This is a genomic window from Acinetobacter pittii (assembly GCF_034067285.1).
GTDB lineage: Bacteria > Pseudomonadota > Gammaproteobacteria > Pseudomonadales > Moraxellaceae > Acinetobacter > Acinetobacter pittii_E.
The window spans coordinates 2414350-2430734 of the sequence record NZ_CP139286.1 but is presented as its reverse complement, the minus strand read 5'-3'; the positions used below and the strand labels follow the sequence as shown (position 1 = coordinate 2430734).

The 16385-nt window shown below is 38.1% G+C and carries 27 protein-coding genes; all 27 read left to right on the top strand.

Annotated features, from left to right (window positions below; genetic code table 11):
• Positions 1-71: 71 nt before the first annotated feature.
• Positions 72-260: a hypothetical protein gene (locus SOI81_RS11465; protein ID WP_133480608.1), complete on the top strand. Its 189-nt coding sequence runs from the start codon at positions 72-74 to the stop codon at positions 258-260.
• Positions 261-268: 8 nt separating this feature from the next.
• A complete protein-coding gene (locus SOI81_RS11460; protein WP_032052464.1) occupies positions 269-625 on the top strand; it encodes a hypothetical protein in 357 nt (118 codons plus the stop codon).
• 61 nt (positions 626-686) lie between these two features.
• Positions 687-956, top strand: a complete 270-nt coding sequence (locus tag SOI81_RS11455; RefSeq protein WP_320540788.1) for a hypothetical protein — start codon at positions 687-689, stop codon at positions 954-956.
• A complete protein-coding gene (locus SOI81_RS11450) occupies positions 953-1246 on the top strand; it encodes a hypothetical protein (protein ID WP_320540787.1) in 294 nt (97 codons plus the stop codon). The genes SOI81_RS11455 and SOI81_RS11450 overlap by 4 nt, the downstream gene beginning before the upstream one ends.
• Positions 1246-2187 carry a helix-turn-helix domain-containing protein gene (locus SOI81_RS11445; protein WP_320540786.1) on the top strand — a complete coding sequence of 314 codons (942 nt, stop codon included), beginning with the start codon at positions 1246-1248 and terminating at the stop codon, positions 2185-2187. The genes SOI81_RS11450 and SOI81_RS11445 overlap by 1 nt, the downstream gene beginning before the upstream one ends.
• Positions 2188-2253: 66 nt before the next feature.
• Complete coding sequence (locus SOI81_RS11440; protein ID WP_320540785.1) at positions 2254-2652, top strand: DUF559 domain-containing protein; 399 nt, start codon at positions 2254-2256, stop codon at positions 2650-2652.
• A complete protein-coding gene (locus SOI81_RS11435) occupies positions 2649-3086 on the top strand; it encodes a hypothetical protein (RefSeq protein ID WP_320540784.1) in 438 nt (145 codons plus the stop codon). Before SOI81_RS11440 ends, SOI81_RS11435 begins: the two co-directional genes overlap by 4 nt.
• A 9-nt stretch (positions 3087-3095) precedes the next feature.
• A complete protein-coding gene (locus SOI81_RS11430; RefSeq protein ID WP_320540783.1) occupies positions 3096-3317 on the top strand; it encodes a hypothetical protein in 222 nt (73 codons plus the stop codon).
• 459 nt (positions 3318-3776) lie between these two features.
• The gene (locus tag SOI81_RS11425) at positions 3777-4016 is read left to right on the top strand and encodes a hypothetical protein (protein WP_320540782.1); all 240 of its coding nucleotides are present in this window, start codon (positions 3777-3779) and stop codon (positions 4014-4016) included.
• 149 nt (positions 4017-4165) lie between these two features.
• The gene (locus tag SOI81_RS11420) at positions 4166-4996 is read left to right on the top strand and encodes a hypothetical protein (RefSeq protein ID WP_320540781.1); all 831 of its coding nucleotides are present in this window, start codon (positions 4166-4168) and stop codon (positions 4994-4996) included.
• Positions 4997-5095: 99 nt separating this feature from the next.
• A complete protein-coding gene (locus tag SOI81_RS11415; protein ID WP_320540780.1) occupies positions 5096-5572 on the top strand; it encodes a hypothetical protein in 477 nt (158 codons plus the stop codon).
• Entirely contained in the window at positions 5532-6173 is a 642-nt protein-coding gene (locus SOI81_RS11410) for a putative metallopeptidase (RefSeq protein WP_320540779.1), read from the top strand. Before SOI81_RS11415 ends, SOI81_RS11410 begins: the two co-directional genes overlap by 41 nt.
• Positions 6174-6231: 58 nt before the next feature.
• Positions 6232-6747 (top strand): DUF2280 domain-containing protein, encoded by a 516-nt coding sequence (locus SOI81_RS11405; protein ID WP_320540778.1) that lies wholly within the window; start codon positions 6232-6234, stop codon positions 6745-6747.
• A complete protein-coding gene (locus tag SOI81_RS11400) occupies positions 6707-7999 on the top strand; it encodes a terminase large subunit domain-containing protein (protein WP_320540777.1) in 1293 nt (430 codons plus the stop codon). The genes SOI81_RS11405 and SOI81_RS11400 overlap by 41 nt, the downstream gene beginning before the upstream one ends.
• A 39-nt stretch (positions 8000-8038) precedes the next feature.
• Positions 8039-9379 carry a DUF4055 domain-containing protein gene (locus SOI81_RS11395; RefSeq protein ID WP_320540776.1) on the top strand — a complete coding sequence of 447 codons (1341 nt, stop codon included), beginning with the start codon at positions 8039-8041 and terminating at the stop codon, positions 9377-9379.
• 9 nt (positions 9380-9388) lie between these two features.
• On the top strand, positions 9389-10513 hold the full coding sequence (locus tag SOI81_RS11390; protein ID WP_320540775.1) for a minor capsid protein: 1125 nt from the start codon (positions 9389-9391) through the stop codon (positions 10511-10513).
• Positions 10514-10568: 55 nt separating this feature from the next.
• Complete coding sequence (locus SOI81_RS11385; RefSeq protein WP_320540774.1) at positions 10569-11078, top strand: hypothetical protein; 510 nt, start codon at positions 10569-10571, stop codon at positions 11076-11078.
• Between the two features lie 60 nt (positions 11079-11138).
• Positions 11139-11330, top strand: coding sequence for a hypothetical protein (locus SOI81_RS11380; RefSeq protein ID WP_320540773.1), 192 nt, complete (start codon positions 11139-11141; stop codon positions 11328-11330).
• A gap of 93 nt (positions 11331-11423) precedes the next feature.
• Positions 11424-12215 carry a hypothetical protein gene (locus SOI81_RS11375; RefSeq protein WP_320540772.1) on the top strand — a complete coding sequence of 264 codons (792 nt, stop codon included), beginning with the start codon at positions 11424-11426 and terminating at the stop codon, positions 12213-12215.
• Positions 12216-12228: 13 nt separating this feature from the next.
• A complete protein-coding gene (locus SOI81_RS11370) occupies positions 12229-13179 on the top strand; it encodes a major capsid protein (RefSeq protein ID WP_320540771.1) in 951 nt (316 codons plus the stop codon).
• 43 nt (positions 13180-13222) lie between these two features.
• The gene (locus SOI81_RS11365) at positions 13223-13579 is read left to right on the top strand and encodes a HeH/LEM domain-containing protein (RefSeq protein WP_320540770.1); all 357 of its coding nucleotides are present in this window, start codon (positions 13223-13225) and stop codon (positions 13577-13579) included.
• A gap of 3 nt (positions 13580-13582) precedes the next feature.
• Positions 13583-13963, top strand: coding sequence for a hypothetical protein (locus tag SOI81_RS11360; protein WP_320540769.1), 381 nt, complete (start codon positions 13583-13585; stop codon positions 13961-13963).
• On the top strand, positions 13963-14331 hold the full coding sequence (locus tag SOI81_RS11355) for a glutamate 5-kinase (RefSeq protein WP_320540768.1): 369 nt from the start codon (positions 13963-13965) through the stop codon (positions 14329-14331). Before SOI81_RS11360 ends, SOI81_RS11355 begins: the two co-directional genes overlap by 1 nt.
• A gap of 41 nt (positions 14332-14372) precedes the next feature.
• Positions 14373-14969, top strand: a complete 597-nt coding sequence (locus tag SOI81_RS11350) for a hypothetical protein (protein WP_239957895.1) — start codon at positions 14373-14375, stop codon at positions 14967-14969.
• Positions 14970-15144: 175 nt separating this feature from the next.
• A complete protein-coding gene (locus tag SOI81_RS11345) occupies positions 15145-15513 on the top strand; it encodes a hypothetical protein (RefSeq protein ID WP_320541583.1) in 369 nt (122 codons plus the stop codon).
• Between the two features lie 124 nt (positions 15514-15637).
• Positions 15638-16045 carry a hypothetical protein gene (locus SOI81_RS11340; protein WP_320540767.1) on the top strand — a complete coding sequence of 136 codons (408 nt, stop codon included), beginning with the start codon at positions 15638-15640 and terminating at the stop codon, positions 16043-16045.
• Positions 16017-16385 (top strand): HK97 gp10 family phage protein, encoded by a 369-nt coding sequence (locus SOI81_RS11335; protein ID WP_320540766.1) that lies wholly within the window; start codon positions 16017-16019, stop codon positions 16383-16385. The genes SOI81_RS11340 and SOI81_RS11335 overlap by 29 nt, the downstream gene beginning before the upstream one ends.

Below are 16385 nucleotides of genomic sequence, written 5' to 3'. Positions count from 1 at the left end.
GAACAATAAGTTTGACAATTACCTGAACATATTGTTCAATTAATAGAATATATTTGTTCAGGATTTTGAATATGAATGTTCAGCAATTAAGAAATTATTACGGTGTCGAAAATAACTCTCAATTAGCAAAAAAAATAAAAAAAGTACGTTCAGTGCTAACAAAGTGGGAAAAAGAAGGGATTCCCCCAAGAACTCAAGCCACTTTTGAGGTTTTAACAGGAGGTCAGCTTAAAGCAGACCTGCAAGCACTTAACGCTTAGGAACCACTATGAGCAAATTATCAATTGAACTCTCTGCAAGCGCCAGAAATGATGCATCTCGCATATTGCATGGTCTTGATTCAGGCAATCAGAAAGAGATTGCTGAACAATTAAAGGTTGATCCAAGCACTATTACACGACTTAAAACAGATAAGAAAAACAATGGCTTGAATGAAATTGAAATGTTTTGCGAGCTATTGAGTTTACTTGGATTAAAGGTTGTACCTAAGGATTATCAAAGCATTGATAAAGAAAGAGTGGCCGCTCTTTTGGTGATGTCTAAAAGCTGGATGAACCGTATTGAAACGGTGGATGACCTTTTTCATGACGAAATCAGCGGTCAAAAAGAAAAACTCGGATATTAAAAAACCACTACCTGCGCGAACAGGAGTGGTTTTGTATTCATAAATTTAGGAACCCATGAATATGCAAAACAATTTATCAGAACAACCAATCGAACTCAACTCAGAAGAATTTGTAGTAGGGGACATGGTGGTTCTTAATGAACTGGAACATAACGAAATTTTTGAAGTGTTTGGATTTTACTACAGCACACCTAAACGACTTTTTGTTAAGTCAGCGTACGGTAAGCAGTTAGCTCTACCAGTTCAATTCTTTAGATCGGCATCAATTGCTGAGTTAGAAGCAAAACGTCGATTAAATGCAGAAGAATTAGCGCGGGCGGAGGTGTCATGAACCAGCAATTTAAACACCTTCCTGAACATAAGCACAGAGAAGGTATCCAGTCATGGTATGAGCCAGCACTTAATCTTCTAAACAAAATGCTTGAACGAAACAAAGCAAATCTCCGTAAGCGTGGATACAACAAAAAAAATGCAGCCATTACACGTGAAGAGTTTAGACAAGAACTCGCTCGCTGTGGCCGCATTACTTTGTATTTGGCGGGGGAAATAGAAACGAGTTTGTATAAGGCTCAAAAGATTGAATACATGGGCGGATATGTAAAGCCTAAGGTTGGTGAGTAATGAGTCTGGACGCAACCATTTGGGCTTTTAAAGCAGAGGTGAAAACCTCAAGTCAAAGACTCGTTTTATTGGCCTTGGCTGATAGAGCGGGAGAATCCCACAAGTGTTATCCAAGTATTAAACGAATGGTTAAAGACACTGTCCTTAACCGTAAAACAGTGATCAAAGTATTAGATGAGCTTGAGACAATTTCATTAATCAGATTTACAGGTGAAATCACGGGGAACGGTGTGAAGGTTTACCAGTTAATTGGTGTGATGGGCCGTGAAGAAAATGATTTAACCAGTCCCAAAAATGGGACTAGTACCAATAACGGAACTAGTTCCAATTTCGGTACTGGTTCCACAAACGGTACTAGTACCAATATTGGGACCGCAACCAGTCCCAAAAACGGTACCGAGACCAGTCCCAATATTGGGACACAGAACCTATCAGGGAATCTATCAGATGAATCTAAAAATAAAAAAACATGGTTGAGTTTGAAAAAACTTGGTGAAGAGATTCGTTTGGCAACTGATCAGGAAACTTACGAGCAGATCAAAAACGCAACTTGGTTCGATCGGGAGCTTCGAGCATTTGAGCTCTACAATGCAGAGAAGAATCTTTGTGATGAGCTCATGCATTATCACTTTGCAGATTGGTTAATCAACGCATGTGGCAAATACCAAGCACGTGAACAAGCTAAAACTTCAAATAATGGAACACAGGTTCGAGTCCCGCAGGGGGAGCCAAATCAGCTCAGCGACAAACAGGTTCACACCTTCGCTCAAAAACTCTCACAACATCCTGAGTTCGCAAGTCAATTTGCAGCCGCAGGGGAAAGCTACGATCAACTCGCAGCACGTATCGCCGTAAAGCTTAGCGATCCAGTTCAGGCCAAACAATGGGAATCGTATCTCAAGCAAGTTGGGTTCAAAGGCACATTGCAGGGGGCAGCATGACAGACCTCTACCATGTCAACGTAGCGCTCTTGGAAAGTGAGATCTACGCTTTTGAAAGAGGTTTGCATGTCTAGCATGAGTTTAGCTGAATACCGTGAATTATTTCCAGTGAAGACAAAGAAACGCCGTTCAGCAAAGCAAGGTACCAGACAGCCAAGTGAAGGCGAGACGGTACTCGCAACACACTTAAGAGCATGCAAGATCAGTTTTGAGCAGGAATACAAATTCTATCCAAAACGCAAATGGAGAGCAGATTTTCTGATTACGGGAACAAAGATTTTGGTTGAGGTCGAAGGCGGTATCTGGAGCGGTGGACGTCATACAAGGGGTAAGGGTTATTTGGGGGATATGGAGAAATACAACGAAGCAGCAATGATGGGTTTTACAGTTTTACGGTTCAGTACAGAGCAAGTGAAGTCAGGTTTAGCGGTTCAGCAGATAGAGAAAATGGTGAGTGAAAGATGAGTGTAGCTTTAAAAACACAACAAATGGATTGGTCTAAATACACTATTGATGGATGGTTGGAGCAGTTTGGCGCGTGGTGCGAAACGGTTCGTATGAAGGGTGGGGATTTACCTGATGGTCTGCATATCAATCAAATTTACTGGTTAATGCGTGAATCAGGTAAAGAACTGCCTAAGGGAAAATTGTATATTCGATGTGAAATAAATGATTTTGAGGCAGACCAAATTCAAGCACTTTTACGAAGTCTATTAAACTCTGATAAAACTGATTTTACGACCAAGTTTGCATTAATTTGCTTAATCAAAAATAAAGTCGAAAATAAAGGATTAAGCCGAATTGCCGACGAAACTAATCAATCAAAAGCACAAGCAGCGATTATGGTAAGTTGTGCTAGATTTTATTTAGCTGGCCATGATAAAAGATTAAGAAACTGAGATTTAATAATGAAAATTCCTATTCGTTTTAAAAAACTAGATTGCGAAAAGATTGAAGATGTAAAAAGATATCTTGTTGTATTTGGAAAAGTACTTTCAGTTGGACAAACGGAAAAACATACAATATTTTTCCTTAACCCAATTAATATTTCTTCAATTGAAGAGAATTTAAAAACACTTAAAGAAACTTTGAAAATGGTTGGTTATAAAGGTGATTTGATAGACGATTGACTGTCTAGACGCGATATGGCATATTTGTGGTACAGTGGACGAAGTTATAGTAATTCACTTATTCTATAAAAGCTCACTATTTTGTGGGCTTTTTTAATTTGCTTTATAAAATTTAAGTTATAATAAAAAGAATAGATTACTTAGGTCTGTTGTTGTAGAGGGATGCATAAGTGGTTCAGTTCCACTTGTAGTGCTAGGATTAGTTGCCTTTTGCTTATCTTTTTTGTTGTCTTGTTTAACTAACTATTCAACTGTTTCATTAAGTTTGCTGGAGGTGCGTATGGTAAAAAAACATTCAATTATTGCTTTATCAATGTTTGCGAATGGTGTGGCAATTAATCTGTTTAGTACTCAGCTTGTAGCAGTGCAGACCTAAGTGATTTAATAAAAAGTTCATCTGACGATGGGCTTTTTGCACTTTTATGGTATAAAAATATCTCCAATAATAAGGGGATAATAATGTTTAATAGAGAAACACTAAAATTAATCAATTCTGCAACTGGTGAAGAAAAAGAATTGAAACAATGTACAGTACAGCCAGGAAATATTTTTAGTAAGGATATAAAAGTACCAGTAAATGTAGGGGATACCCTTATTAGAACTATTCCAAGTGGGCTAGAAGAAAAGTATAAAATCCTTGATGTGGTGGTCTACACAAATGTATTGGCTCATTACGAGTTAAAGGTTCAAAGAGTCTAAATAAAAGACCTCCTTCGGGAGGTTCTCTTTTATGCACTGTTGCGGTAGAAAATAGATATAAAACAGTTGGGGGAAATCATAAAAGGTGTAACAAGATAAAGATTTTTTATATAATTTAGAAATTAAATTAAATATTTGAGTTCGAAATTGTGAGCGAAAAAACTAAATTTACAACTAGAGAGTGGATACTTTCTATTATAATAATGCTAATCATTGAGGCATTTATTTTTTGGGTTGCTTTTCAATTTGCAGGAAATAGTAGTGCATTAGGATATGTATCTTTTGCAGGAACTTTAATTTCAATAATTTTGGCTGTGCTTGCAATAGGCTATACTTATGTGGAATCACAGCAACAAAAAAATTCTAGTGCAACTTTTGCAACTCAACTTGATTCTCTGGTAAAAATTAAAGATAAGTTACAAATACAAGCTGAAGCTTTAGAAAATATTCAAAATCTAAAGAATGATATCACTGATTTTAAGGCAGAAGTTTTTGATCATTTTTCAGAAACTAAAAATAAAATTGAATCAAGTAATGGTTTTATAAAACAGTTAATTGATGGCGGGGATGATGAAAAGAAAATATTAAATAATATTCAAGATTCAGACGTTAATTCAAGATTATTTGAAAGGATGTTTACTGATAATGAGATGAATATATTTAAAATAGGATTTGTTATTGCTTTTGCATACATACAATCTACAAGACTAAATGATCCAGATGAAGATATTTGGAAATACATGAAAAATGATTCATACTTAAAAGAATTGTTTAACAGTAATAATAGTTTAGCATTTTCATTGTATGCTACGGCACTAGTAATATTTGATCTAAGTACTAAACTTCAATTAATAAATGGCTCGGAGATTAATTCTAAAATAAGAGATAGATTAAAAAAATATATAGAAGATTTGAAGCATTCTAATTTAGTTAAGGATGAGGAAATTTTAAAAAATTATATTTTATCAATTGAAAATTAATAAAATTTAAAGAGCTATTAATTTTTTGATTAACATTGTTGATAAGCTCTAAGTGTAAAGAATAGTCACCCATGCGGTGGCTTTTTTAATGGGTGAAATATGGACGATAAAGAATATTTTTGGTTTACCCGGAAAAAAGAACCTAAAACCAAACCCAAATCCAGACCTCTACCTAAAGCTACCCAAAAGTACTTAGAGGCAGAAGAAGAATTTACTGAAGCTTTAGACAATCTGGAAATTAAATACGAAAAGAAGTTTCAAATTAAATCAACCAAACACTGGCGATTTGATTTTCATTTAATAGAGCATCGTATTTTAGTTGAAATTGCTGGAGGCCCTTGGTCAGGTGGCCGAAAAGGTAAGCTTAAGAATAAAGCTTGGAGTCTTGATCGTTACGACGTAGCTGAGGAGAAGGGCTATACAGTAGTTCGTATAGAGACAGCTTCAAGATGTAGGATCGATGATACTGGACCAGTACAGTTAAGAACAGAATACGCTAGTGAGTGGCTCAAAAACTTGAAGAGGCAAATATTTAATGGATCAGATCAGACCATTCCCGCAACCAGACTTTATTGATCAAGCTGAAGAAGAGGAAGCAATCCGTTTAATACCAGCACCAGATTTAAAGAAGTGGGTTGTTGCTAATTACTTAACGATTAGTGGACCGCTATATAATCCTGATCACGATCATATTGCTGAGCTACTCCACGACAATGAAGAGTTTCTTGCGTGTGCATGGGCTTCTTCAGCTTATAAAAGTAAACAGGCTATGGTTCTTGGTCAGTGTGAAAAGGTTATGTTTAATGTAGGTGGCTGGCGTAAAGCTAGACAAGAGCAACAGATGCGGGACTGGTTCGGATTTATACCAACTTACCTGATTACGATCGATGCCACTTTTTGCGATAAAGCTAACGATGGTGAATTTTGCGCTTTGCTTGAACATGAGCTTTACCATATAGGTGTAGAACGTGACGATGATGGCGAGATGATCTTTAGCAGCTCAACTGGATTACCTAAGCATTATTTAGCTGGTCACGATGTCGAAGAGTTTATTGGTGTAACTAAACGGTGGGGAGCAAGTAAGAGCGTTAAACGTCTTGTTGAGGTTGCGAAGAATCCGCCGTTTGTTTCAAATCTAGATATTTCAAAATGCTGCGGAAACTGCGTAATCAACTGAGCCGAATGGCTCTTTTTTTTGCCTATTTTGTTTTACGTAGTTTTACGAAGGGGCAATTATGGCAACACTTAAAGAGCCTATAAAAATCTTTATAGTTCAGTCTCTTGCTTGCTTTGATACCCCTCAGCAGGTTGCGGATGCTGTAAAACAAGAATTTGGAGTCGAAATTCCAAGGCAACAAGTAGCGGCCTATGATCCAACAAAGCCAGCAGGGAAAAACTTAAGTAAAAAACTTACTACTTTGTTTAATAAAACCAGAGCAGATTTTCAAAAGAATGTTTATGACATCCCTTTAGCTAATAAAGCTTACCGACTCAAAGAGCTTCAGAAGATCTATGAAGACTGGAAGAACAACAGGCTTATGAAGCAAGGGGTTATTAAACAGGTTCGTGAAGAAATGCAGGGTTATGACCTGATGTTATTAAATCTTGAGTTAAAACAGCTTGAGATTGAAAAGTTGAGAGAAGGTGAAGGTGATGAAGATCCCACACCAGTCAAGGTAACTATTCAAGTTGTGGATGCGAGTAAAAAAGATGCCGAACATCAATCCGACGCTGAATGTACCTCAGGCTAATTTTTTGCAGATGGAAAAGAAGTTCCGCGCATTTGTCGCTGGCTTTGGATCGGGAAAGACTTGGGTTGGCTGCTCCAGTTTATGCAACAAAGCTTGGGAATTCCCAAAAGTACCTTTGGGTTATTTTGCTCCTACTTACCCGCAGATTCGGGATATTTTCTTTCCAACCATTGATGAGGTAGCTTTCGATTGGGGACTTAAAACCAAGGTCTATGAAACCAATAAAGAGGTGGATATCTATTATGGCCGACAGTATAGAACGACTATCATCTGTCGATCTATGGAGAAACCAGCAACGATTGTAGGTTTTAAAATCGGTCATGCCTTGATTGATGAGCTAGATGTCATGGCCAAGGTCAAAGCTCAACAGGCTTGGCGTAAGATCATCGCACGTATGCGTTACAAGCAAGCTGGTTTGCTCAACGGTATTGATGTGGCTACAACACCTGAAGGCTTTAAATTTACCTACGAACAATTCGTTAAAGAGGCAAATAAATCAGAGGCTAAACGTAAGCTCTATGGAATGATTCAGGCTTCAACCTATGACAATGAAGCTAACCTTCCAGATGATTATATTTCATCGCTTTATGAGTCATATCCTCCTCAATTGATTTCAGCTTATCTAAGGGGGCAGTTTGTCAACTTAACGAGTGGTGCTGTATATCCGGACTTTGATCGGGTTCTAAACCACACGGATGAAGAAATTAAGAAAGGTGAGCCTTTACTCATTGGTATGGATTTTAACGTGCTTAAAATGGCTGCTGTGGTTTATGTCATTAGAGAGGGTAAACCAAGAGCTTTAGATGAACTAGTTGGAGTGAGAGACACACCGACCATGTGTCAATTGATTAATGAACGCTTTCCAGATCATGATATTACCGTTATTCCAGATGCCTCAGGTCAGGCAACATCATCAAAGAATTTCAGTGAATCTGATCATGCAATTTTAAAGAAAAATGGTTTTAAGGTTGAAGTGAATGGTGTCAACCCAGGCATTAAAGACCGAATTAATGCTGTGAATGCCCAGATCCTTAATGCGGACGGTGAACGACACCTAAAAGTGAACACAAACAAATGTCCTAACTTTACGGCCACTTTAGAACAGCAAGTTTATGATGATTTTGGAATGCCAGATAAAAGCGCTGGCTTGGACCATGTGGGTGATGCTGGTGGCTACCCAATAGCTAAACGGTTCCCGATCATCATTCAGAAAGTATTTAAACGGCGCACAATCGCTGGTTTTTCTCGTTAAACAACGCACCTATTAAGGTGCTTTTTTATTGGTGTTTTTATGGCAGTTACTGATAAACATCCGCAGTATATTGCTGCACAAAAAAGCTGGCAGATTATGCGTGACGCCGTTGCTGGTGAAGAGCAGATTAAACAGGCCCAAACCAAATATCTTCCTAAATCAGCAGGGATGATCGAAGCAGAGAAGCAGGGCGATAAGACTGGAGAGATTTATAAAGCTTATCTCAGTCGTGCTCAGTATCCATTATGGGTTCAAGATTCATTACGCACGATGATAGGTCTGGTCTCAAAGCTTGAACCTAACATCGTAATTGAAAGTACTTTATTAAAAGGGCTTATAGAGAATGCTACGAATGATGGATTTGGGTTAAAACAACTTTTTATCCGTATTTGCCTAGAGTTACTGGAATATGGTCGCTGTGGTTTGCTTGTCGATGTTGATGCTAACGGCGTGCCATATTTTGCGCTTTATGATGCATTATCAATTATTAACTGGAAGGAAAATAGCATTGGTGGCCGTAAGGATCTCAAACTGTTAGTGCTCGAGGAGCAATTCGATAATAGCGAAGATGAATTTGGCCATGATACGAAAACGGTCCACCGCGTTTTAGCTATGCAGGAAGGTGCATTAACTGTCCGTTTATTTGATGGCTCTACTCAAGAAGATAAAACTCCGGATCTTGGCGGTAATCAACTTTCGTTCACACCGTTTGTTTTCTGTGGCACCACAGACAATTCTCCGGATGTTGGAACTATTCCGCTTTTAACTATGGCAAAAGCCGCGCTTAAAAGTTACCAGCTTAGTGCGGATTACTTTCAATCACTTCACCATACCGCACACCCTCAGCCTTGGATTAACGGCTTAGAAGGTGATGAAGATATCAGCGTCACTGGTGTGATGGCTGTCTGGAGTTTACCAAGCGAATCTCAGTGTGGTTATTTGGAAATTTCAGGTAGTGGTATTGAGCTAACTAAACAGGAAATGGATGCACAAAAGAACGCAGCATTAGAAGCAGGTGCAAAGGTTGTTGATACCAATACACAAGAATCAGGTGAAGCGCGCCGTGCGCGTCAGGATGATCAGCATGCAAGTCTACATAGCATTGTGATGTGTGCCGCTCAGGCCATCGAACAGGCAATTAAATATGCCGCGCAGTGGTTAAAGCTGGATGCATCCAAATATACATTTACGGTAGAACCTGAATTTATTGTTCAGCAATACGATATTAATCTTGCTAAACAACTTTATGAAGGTGCTATTGCTGGAAAGAATTCATTCCAGACATATTGGGAATATATCGCCACTGGCAAGCTACCAGCTCATGATTTTAAGGAAGAGTTAAAAAGGGTGGAAGGTGAGCGGGATAGCATGCCGCTTTAGAGGTATTAAATGGCTTCAAATATCGAAAAATCATTGATTGAAGTACTCACTCAGCATCAGGCGTATTTATACAGAACTTCTTCTTATACAGTGAATGAGTTACTAAAGATCTTTAATGATGAGTCGGCTTTGATGTTGGCAAAGCTTCGGGATTTGCTTGATGAGTTAAATGATTCAGAAAAGGTTGCTCTTGCTGGTGGCCAGTACACTACGACAAACTTAAAAGAGATTCGAAATTTAATCTCTGAGTGGTTTACGGCAATAAATACTTCATTGCCAGAAGCTTTTGCCGTTTCTGCTACAGCATTGGCCATATATGAGGCTAATTACACAGCTATGTTATACGGCGGAAAGATTAAACAGCCTAATGGTTACAAGCTTTATAAGGCGGCTAAAAAAGTTCCTTTAGTGGGCGGAGCCTTGGTCGATGATCTTTTAACTAAGTTGGCTGAAAGCGCCCGTCAAAAAGTTGAATATGCCATTCGAGATGGGATTAGCTCAGGTAAAACGAATCAGGAAATTGTTCAGCGTATTCGCGGTACGAAGCGTCTTAATTTTGAGGATGGTCTATTAAGTACTTCTAAGTCTGATATTGACCGTACTGTGAGAACGGTTCGCAGTCATGTGGCCAATCAAGCTTATCTTAATAGCTTTAGCCAGATTGGTTTTGAATACGTCAGATTGGTTGCAACGCTGGACGGAAGAACATCAAAACTTTGTGCATCACTTGATGGTTCTGTATGGGAGATTAACGATCCAGCAAAACGGATACCGCCGTTACATCCAAATTGCCGCAGTATTCTGGTCCCGGTTGAGAAGGACGGTAAATTAGTTGGTGAACGTCCATTTGTAATGGATGAGCGCAAAGTAAAGGATATTCCAAAAGATGAGCGTAGTCAGTTAATCGGTCAGTTGGATGCAAACACTACATTTAAAGAATTCTTTAAAAAGACAGATGATTTCTTTCAGAAAGAATGGCTAGGGCCTAAGCGGTACAAACTTTATAAAGATGGAAAGTTTGATTTTGAAAAGTTCTTTGATCCTGAAGGACGACTTTACACATTGGACCAACTTCGAAAGTTGGATGAACGAATATTTAACGAACTGGAGATTCAAACAAGGGAATTCAAATAATCTTTTTTTATGATGTGATATAAGTTTCTATAACTAAATTTGTATAGAAAATAATATGAGATTTTATCATCAAACAAACCCTGACATAGCTGTATATTTAGCTAGAACACAAAATTTTGTTAGCTGCCCTATGGAAAGTGATCATGGACTGAATGGCTACATACATGTAAGTCAAATCAATAATACAACCTTGGAAGGTGTTGGAGCGGAACTCGTTTTAGAGTGGTTAGGCCCTGTTCAAGACGTCAATGCAGATGAAATATATTTTTCAGAAATGGAGAAAAACGTTCTCTATTCGCAATTTATTCAGACTGAAACTTATAATCCGCAGAAAAGATGGAGAGAATTTATACCAGCCCCAATGCAAGAGAATCTATTGAAAATCGTAAATATTAGATTCGTTAGAGGTAGTAAAATTGATAATGTTATATCATATCCAAGTTGGTATCGATTTATACCCTCCAAGAAACTTAAGACAAATCTTGAGCGGAAATTTAAGTTAAAGTTTATTAAAGAGTTAAGAGATACATATATTAATCGTGATCTGTTTTTAAAAATCAATTGATCGTTTTTGTAATTGTTAACCAAAGAGCCAAAAGGCTCTTTTTTTTTGTGAGTAATAAATATGGCAAGTCCAATTATTCAATATTTTAAGTATGAACATTTACCAGAACATTTGCAGCAAGTTAGTAAGCCAATTGGTGAGTTAGCTAAGCAAATGGACGAACTTTTGCCTGATGGTCCTGAAAAATCAACGGGATTACGAAAACTACTTGAAGCTAAGGATGCATTTGTTCGCCAAGCTGTCAGTAAATAAAAAATAATTTAATTGAAATAAAGCGTCCTTCGGGGCGCTTTTTTTAATGCCTTGAGATAAGGCTTTTTCCAAAATCAAACGAGAGGTTTGAACATGTCATTGCCATTTATTGTTGATTCACTTGATGCCATCAAAGAAGAGCACCGAGCACTATATGTCGAGGAAAGCGGGAAGTTTCGCCTCGATTTAGACGGCTATGAAGATCCTAAGGGCTTGAAAACAGCACTTCAAAGCGAGCGTGATGCTGCTAAGACTGCAAAACAAGAACTCCAGAAACTTCAAAAACAATTTGAAGGTATTGATCCTGAAATTGTTAAAAAGGTCTTTTCTCAGATCGATCAAGATGAAGAAGCTAAATTAATCGCTGAAGGCAAGATTACCGAAGTGATTCAGAAACGTACCGAGAAGATGCGTGAAGAACATGAACGGGTACTTAAAGCCGAAAAAGACCGAGCTGACAAAGCAGAAGCTTATGCAAATAAGTTCAAAGAGTCAGTAATCCAAGGGCAAATTATTCAAGCAGCTGTAGAGCTTGAAGCATTACCTGAAGCAACAGCAGACATTGCGTTTTTAGCTAAATCAAAGTTTGCATTAGATGAAAACGGCAAAGCAGTTGCTGTTGATGAAAACGGCGAAGTGATTATTGGCAAAGATGGCCAGACAGCATTATCGCCAAAAGAGTGGGTCGAATCTCTACGCGAGAAAAAGTCCTACTTCTGGCCTAAAGCAAATGGTATGGGCGCACCAGGCAGTAACAACTCAAAAGGTCAACCTGACATCTTGAAAGCAGACGGCACGGTAAACATGACCAAATTGGCGCAATTACGAAATGAAAATCCGCAACTGGCAAAAGAGTTAGCGGCAAAACACGGTATTAATCTTTAAGGAGTAAAGCCTAATGGCTGAGACAAAAATTGCTGATGTAATCGTACCTGAGTTATTCACTCCGTACGTATTAAACAAAACTGCCGAAAAGTCTGCTTTATGGCAATCGGGTATTGTTGGGGATCTGGATGTAGATGTGGCATTTGGAACAAAAGGCGGTACTACTGTAAATATTCCTTTCTGGGATGACTTAAGTGGTGAGTCTGAAGTACTTTCTGATCAAAACGCTTTAACTGTTAATAACATTACATCTGGACAAGATCTTGCGATCTTACATGCCCGTGGTAAAGCATGGGGTGCCAATGATTTAGCAAAGGCATTATCTGGTGATGATCCTTTAGGCGCAGTAGGTGATCTTGTAGCTGATTACTGGTCACGTGAATTCCAGGGCTTTACTGTGAACACGTTAAAAGGCGTATTCAGTGCTACAAATATGGGTAGCAATGTTCACGATATTTCAGCAGGAACTGGCACAGCTGCGGTCATTGATGGGCATTCATTTGTGGATGCATCTTACAAACTTGGTGATGCAGTCGATAAATTAACGGCTATTTCAATGCATTCGGCAACAATGGCTGCCTTATCTAAGCAAGGCTTGATTGAAACCGTGCGTGATGCTGATGGTGTTTTGCTCTATAAAACTTTTATGGAGCGCCGTGTAATTGTTGATGATGGTATGCCAGTTGACGGTGATGTATTTACCTCATTCCTATTTGGCCAGGGCGCGATTGGTTTCCAAGATATTGGTGCACCGGTTGGTGTTGAGACTGACCGAGATAGTCTTGCAGGTACTGACATTCTTATTAACCGCCGTCACTTTGTCTTACATCCTCGTGGCATTAAATGGGCTGGTGTGACAGGTATTGCACCTAACAACGCAGGTCTGGCTACAGCTGATAACTGGGAACGTGTTTACGATCCAAAGCAGATCCGTATTGTGGCATTCAAGCACAAGATCAAATAACTAAAAGGCGGGTAAGACCGCCTTATTTTTTGGAGATCCACAAATGGGCCTTTCATCATTTAACCGTGCACGGGAAAGACAACAAATGACAGAAGCAAAAATTAATGAGCTTGAAGAGCAGCTTGCAACATTGAAAGGCGAATTTATTGCTTTTCAGAATAATCCTGAAGCAATGAAAGCGCGAATTGCCGAGCTTGAATTGGGAGCAGGTAAACAAAACCCTGAAGGTGACAACCAGCAAGCTCAAGACAACCAAAACGCTGGTGATGACCAAGTACAACCAATTAATTATGCCGGACTAAAAGTCGATGAGCTTCGTGCTGTATTAACTGAAAAAGGTATTGCATTTGAATCAGGTGCTAAAAAAGACGAGTTGTTAGCACTTCTTCCAAAGGAATAATCCATGAGCTTTATCACTGAACAAGAAGCGATTGAACATGTGGAAGGCTTTGATGCTTTATCTGCTAGTGATAAAGCTCAATATCTTCAAATGGCCGAGGCATATCTGTTCGCACGTAATGTTAAGCATTATGAGGATGCAGCTAAAGTACCTCAACCCCTCAAAACTGCCTCTTATCAGATCATTAAAGGAATTATGAAAGGGGAGTTATACCAAGGTCAGGAACAAGCGTTAAAGCGTAAGAAAGTAAAAGCCGATACTGTTGAGACCGAAAAGGAATATCAGGATGGATCAGTAAAGCTTAGTGCGATCGAGCAATTCATTCTTGATTTGATCAGACCTTATTGCAAGCGCAAAGCTGTATTTTTTGTCAGGAAAATCTAATGGGCTTACGTGACGAAATTCAGGCAGATATTGCTGAAGCACTTAATGAAGATTTAGCGGATACCGTTCATACATTTACGTGTGAGCGAGTCACTAAATCAAATTGGGATCCTAAGACTGAAACTTATGTTGAAGTTAAAGAAAACTATTCTGGCCGTGGCGTTCTATTCGGCTCATACAGTCAATATGAAATACAAACGCTTGGAGTACTGGCCACAGATAAGAAAGCAACTGTGCTTCAAAATGAAGTGACCATGGCCCCAAAGATTGATGATGAATGGGTAACAGCCTTAGGCTCATTTAGAGTTATTCATATTCAACAGGATCCAGCAGAAACTATTTGGAAATGCCAGTTGAGGAAAATATAGGAAAGATTCTATATAATTAGGCTCGAAATATAGGAGTTCTTATGAATAAGAAATTTTTACTATGGAGTATAATTTTATTATCAGGTTGTTCATCTGTTAATAATCCAGTGAAGCAAGAATTAACTCCCACTAATATCTCGGATGCGTATAAAGAAATCTCTGAAATCAAGGATTACAAATCTCGCTTATTTTTAAATTATGCAAAAGAAATAAAAACAAAATACCCCGAGATGAAGACGTCAACTTATGGTCGTCCAATGTCTATAAGATTTAATCCTGTAAGTTCAGATTACTATTATGAGCATAAAAATGACAAAAAATGGTTAAATTTTTATCTATCACAGAGTTTTGATGAAAAAATATGGAGAGATCTTTATGTATATTCAAAACATTCAGGAAATTATCAAGCATCTAAAGATGAAGCTATTAAATATTGTAAAGAAATTACTTCACTTATCTCTCCAAGCTTCAGCATTGTAATAGACAAATTAAGTCGTGATTTAGAATTAAAAGAGAAGAAAGGATCTGTACGAGCACTCAGTACTTTTAGTGGAAGTTTTAATATCTTGTTAAATGGCGAGGAGTTTGATGAAGGTGGGCCCTTTATATGTAATATTACTCAGTTTGAAGATAGTTAGACTACTGAAAAAAGATAGCTGAATTGATTAATTTTCTATTAATTAAAATATCCATTTATAAATTTAATGAAATTCTATGACAACAACTACCCATAGCACACTTTATATTTCTCGTACAAGCAATTACGAGGGCGATGGAACTGACGATAAAGAAGAATTTATTGAGACATGTAATATTCATTTTAAAGATCTATTTAAAGATCAAAAAGCCATCTCTACGCTTTCTGAAACTGAAAAAAAATACTTTGATAAATGTGTTTCAGCTTCAAATGATAAATATGCTGCTGAAGAGGTTATTTATGATCTTGGAGTTGGTTTTGCGATACTAATTGTGTTGCTGGGTATAGGGTGGGGATTCTATGAGGCGAAAAAATCTTTAAATACCCCAATGATACTTAATCCCAAGGAAAATCCTGAGAATGATGCCAATAGAGATTATATTTCTGACGGGATTATCATAGTCTTTATTTCCGTAATTATTGCTGCATTTATTTATCTAATATTTAGTTTTGTTTCCGGTATATGGATATCGATTAAATATTGAAGTTTCGAGCAAGGCGGATACGGAACCAAAATGTATTAGGAAACTAAATTGTAGTATTAATTTATGGATATAAGCTTAAACCCACTTCGGTGGGTTTTTTAATGGGAGCAAGTTAGGAGTTTAGATGATAAGTACAGATTACATTCCCTTATGGCGCATCTCACCATTTCAACATGTTCAATACACGCTTGCTAGAAATCAGCTACACATGGATCTGCTTTTTGATGACATGAATCATGTTGATCAGTTCCTTTCCATAGAAAGCGCAGCAGCTCAAGTTGATTACTATTTTGATGGCGCTTATGCAATTGTTCAGCTTGGCGATACCTCAGAAAGAAAACCGATTGAAGTTTATGGGCTGCTTTTGCATGAAGCTGTCCACGTATGGCAAAAAATCAGAAAACTAATGGGTGAAAAAGAGCCTAGCTCAGAATTTGAAGCTTACTCAATTCAAGCAATCGCTCAAGACCTTTTCGAAATGTATGAAGAAAGTGAGGTAAAGCATGGGGTGGAAGGGGAAAAAGCCGACTAGTTTTAGTCTTGATGTCTCTAAAGCAGCAGAAGATCAGGTAAAGAAAATCACGATGGATACAGTGCAATCCTTGGTTGTTTCAAGTCCAGTCGATACAGGTGCTTATCGTGCATCGCATATTATTTCGATTGGATCTGGTGATTTTGGTGTACGAGGTCCTGAAACAAACGCCGTTCAAGATGCAGCGATTCAAGCTGTGAAGTTTAAGCTGGGTAATTTGATCTATATTCAAAATAACCAGCCTTATGCCGAACGTTTGGAAAATGGTTGGTCAGATCAAGCGCCGCAAGGTATCTATAGCACTACATTTACATATATTACTCAAAAGTATGGTGGTTAA

What these genes read in the sequence shown, in the direction of transcription:
- SOI81_RS11465 (WP_133480608.1), top strand. Translation starts at nt 72, where the DNA reads ATGAATGTTCAGCAATTAAGAAATTATTACGGTGTCGAAAATAACTCT.
- SOI81_RS11460 (WP_032052464.1), top strand. Translation starts at nt 269, where the DNA reads ATGAGCAAATTATCAATTGAACTCTCTGCAAGCGCCAGAAATGATGCA.
- SOI81_RS11455 (WP_320540788.1), top strand. Translation starts at nt 687, where the DNA reads ATGCAAAACAATTTATCAGAACAACCAATCGAACTCAACTCAGAAGAA.
- SOI81_RS11450 (WP_320540787.1), top strand. Translation starts at nt 953, where the DNA reads ATGAACCAGCAATTTAAACACCTTCCTGAACATAAGCACAGAGAAGGT.
- SOI81_RS11445 (WP_320540786.1), top strand. Translation starts at nt 1,246, where the DNA reads ATGAGTCTGGACGCAACCATTTGGGCTTTTAAAGCAGAGGTGAAAACC.
- SOI81_RS11440 (WP_320540785.1), top strand. Translation starts at nt 2,254, where the DNA reads ATGTCTAGCATGAGTTTAGCTGAATACCGTGAATTATTTCCAGTGAAG.
- SOI81_RS11435 (WP_320540784.1), top strand. Translation starts at nt 2,649, where the DNA reads ATGAGTGTAGCTTTAAAAACACAACAAATGGATTGGTCTAAATACACT.
- SOI81_RS11430 (WP_320540783.1), top strand. Translation starts at nt 3,096, where the DNA reads ATGAAAATTCCTATTCGTTTTAAAAAACTAGATTGCGAAAAGATTGAA.
- SOI81_RS11425 (WP_320540782.1), top strand. Translation starts at nt 3,777, where the DNA reads ATGTTTAATAGAGAAACACTAAAATTAATCAATTCTGCAACTGGTGAA.
- SOI81_RS11415 (WP_320540780.1), top strand. Translation starts at nt 5,096, where the DNA reads ATGGACGATAAAGAATATTTTTGGTTTACCCGGAAAAAAGAACCTAAA.
- SOI81_RS11410 (WP_320540779.1), top strand. Translation starts at nt 5,532, where the DNA reads ATGGATCAGATCAGACCATTCCCGCAACCAGACTTTATTGATCAAGCT.
- SOI81_RS11405 (WP_320540778.1), top strand. Translation starts at nt 6,232, where the DNA reads ATGGCAACACTTAAAGAGCCTATAAAAATCTTTATAGTTCAGTCTCTT.
- SOI81_RS11400 (WP_320540777.1), top strand. Translation starts at nt 6,707, where the DNA reads ATGCCGAACATCAATCCGACGCTGAATGTACCTCAGGCTAATTTTTTG.
- SOI81_RS11395 (WP_320540776.1), top strand. Translation starts at nt 8,039, where the DNA reads ATGGCAGTTACTGATAAACATCCGCAGTATATTGCTGCACAAAAAAGC.
- SOI81_RS11390 (WP_320540775.1), top strand. Translation starts at nt 9,389, where the DNA reads ATGGCTTCAAATATCGAAAAATCATTGATTGAAGTACTCACTCAGCAT.
- SOI81_RS11385 (WP_320540774.1), top strand. Translation starts at nt 10,569, where the DNA reads ATGAGATTTTATCATCAAACAAACCCTGACATAGCTGTATATTTAGCT.
- SOI81_RS11380 (WP_320540773.1), top strand. Translation starts at nt 11,139, where the DNA reads ATGGCAAGTCCAATTATTCAATATTTTAAGTATGAACATTTACCAGAA.
- SOI81_RS11375 (WP_320540772.1), top strand. Translation starts at nt 11,424, where the DNA reads ATGTCATTGCCATTTATTGTTGATTCACTTGATGCCATCAAAGAAGAG.
- SOI81_RS11370 (WP_320540771.1), top strand. Translation starts at nt 12,229, where the DNA reads ATGGCTGAGACAAAAATTGCTGATGTAATCGTACCTGAGTTATTCACT.
- SOI81_RS11365 (WP_320540770.1), top strand. Translation starts at nt 13,223, where the DNA reads ATGGGCCTTTCATCATTTAACCGTGCACGGGAAAGACAACAAATGACA.
- SOI81_RS11360 (WP_320540769.1), top strand. Translation starts at nt 13,583, where the DNA reads ATGAGCTTTATCACTGAACAAGAAGCGATTGAACATGTGGAAGGCTTT.
- SOI81_RS11355 (WP_320540768.1), top strand. Translation starts at nt 13,963, where the DNA reads ATGGGCTTACGTGACGAAATTCAGGCAGATATTGCTGAAGCACTTAAT.
- SOI81_RS11350 (WP_239957895.1), top strand. Translation starts at nt 14,373, where the DNA reads ATGAATAAGAAATTTTTACTATGGAGTATAATTTTATTATCAGGTTGT.
- SOI81_RS11340 (WP_320540767.1), top strand. Translation starts at nt 15,638, where the DNA reads ATGATAAGTACAGATTACATTCCCTTATGGCGCATCTCACCATTTCAA.
- SOI81_RS11335 (WP_320540766.1), top strand. Translation starts at nt 16,017, where the DNA reads ATGGGGTGGAAGGGGAAAAAGCCGACTAGTTTTAGTCTTGATGTCTCT.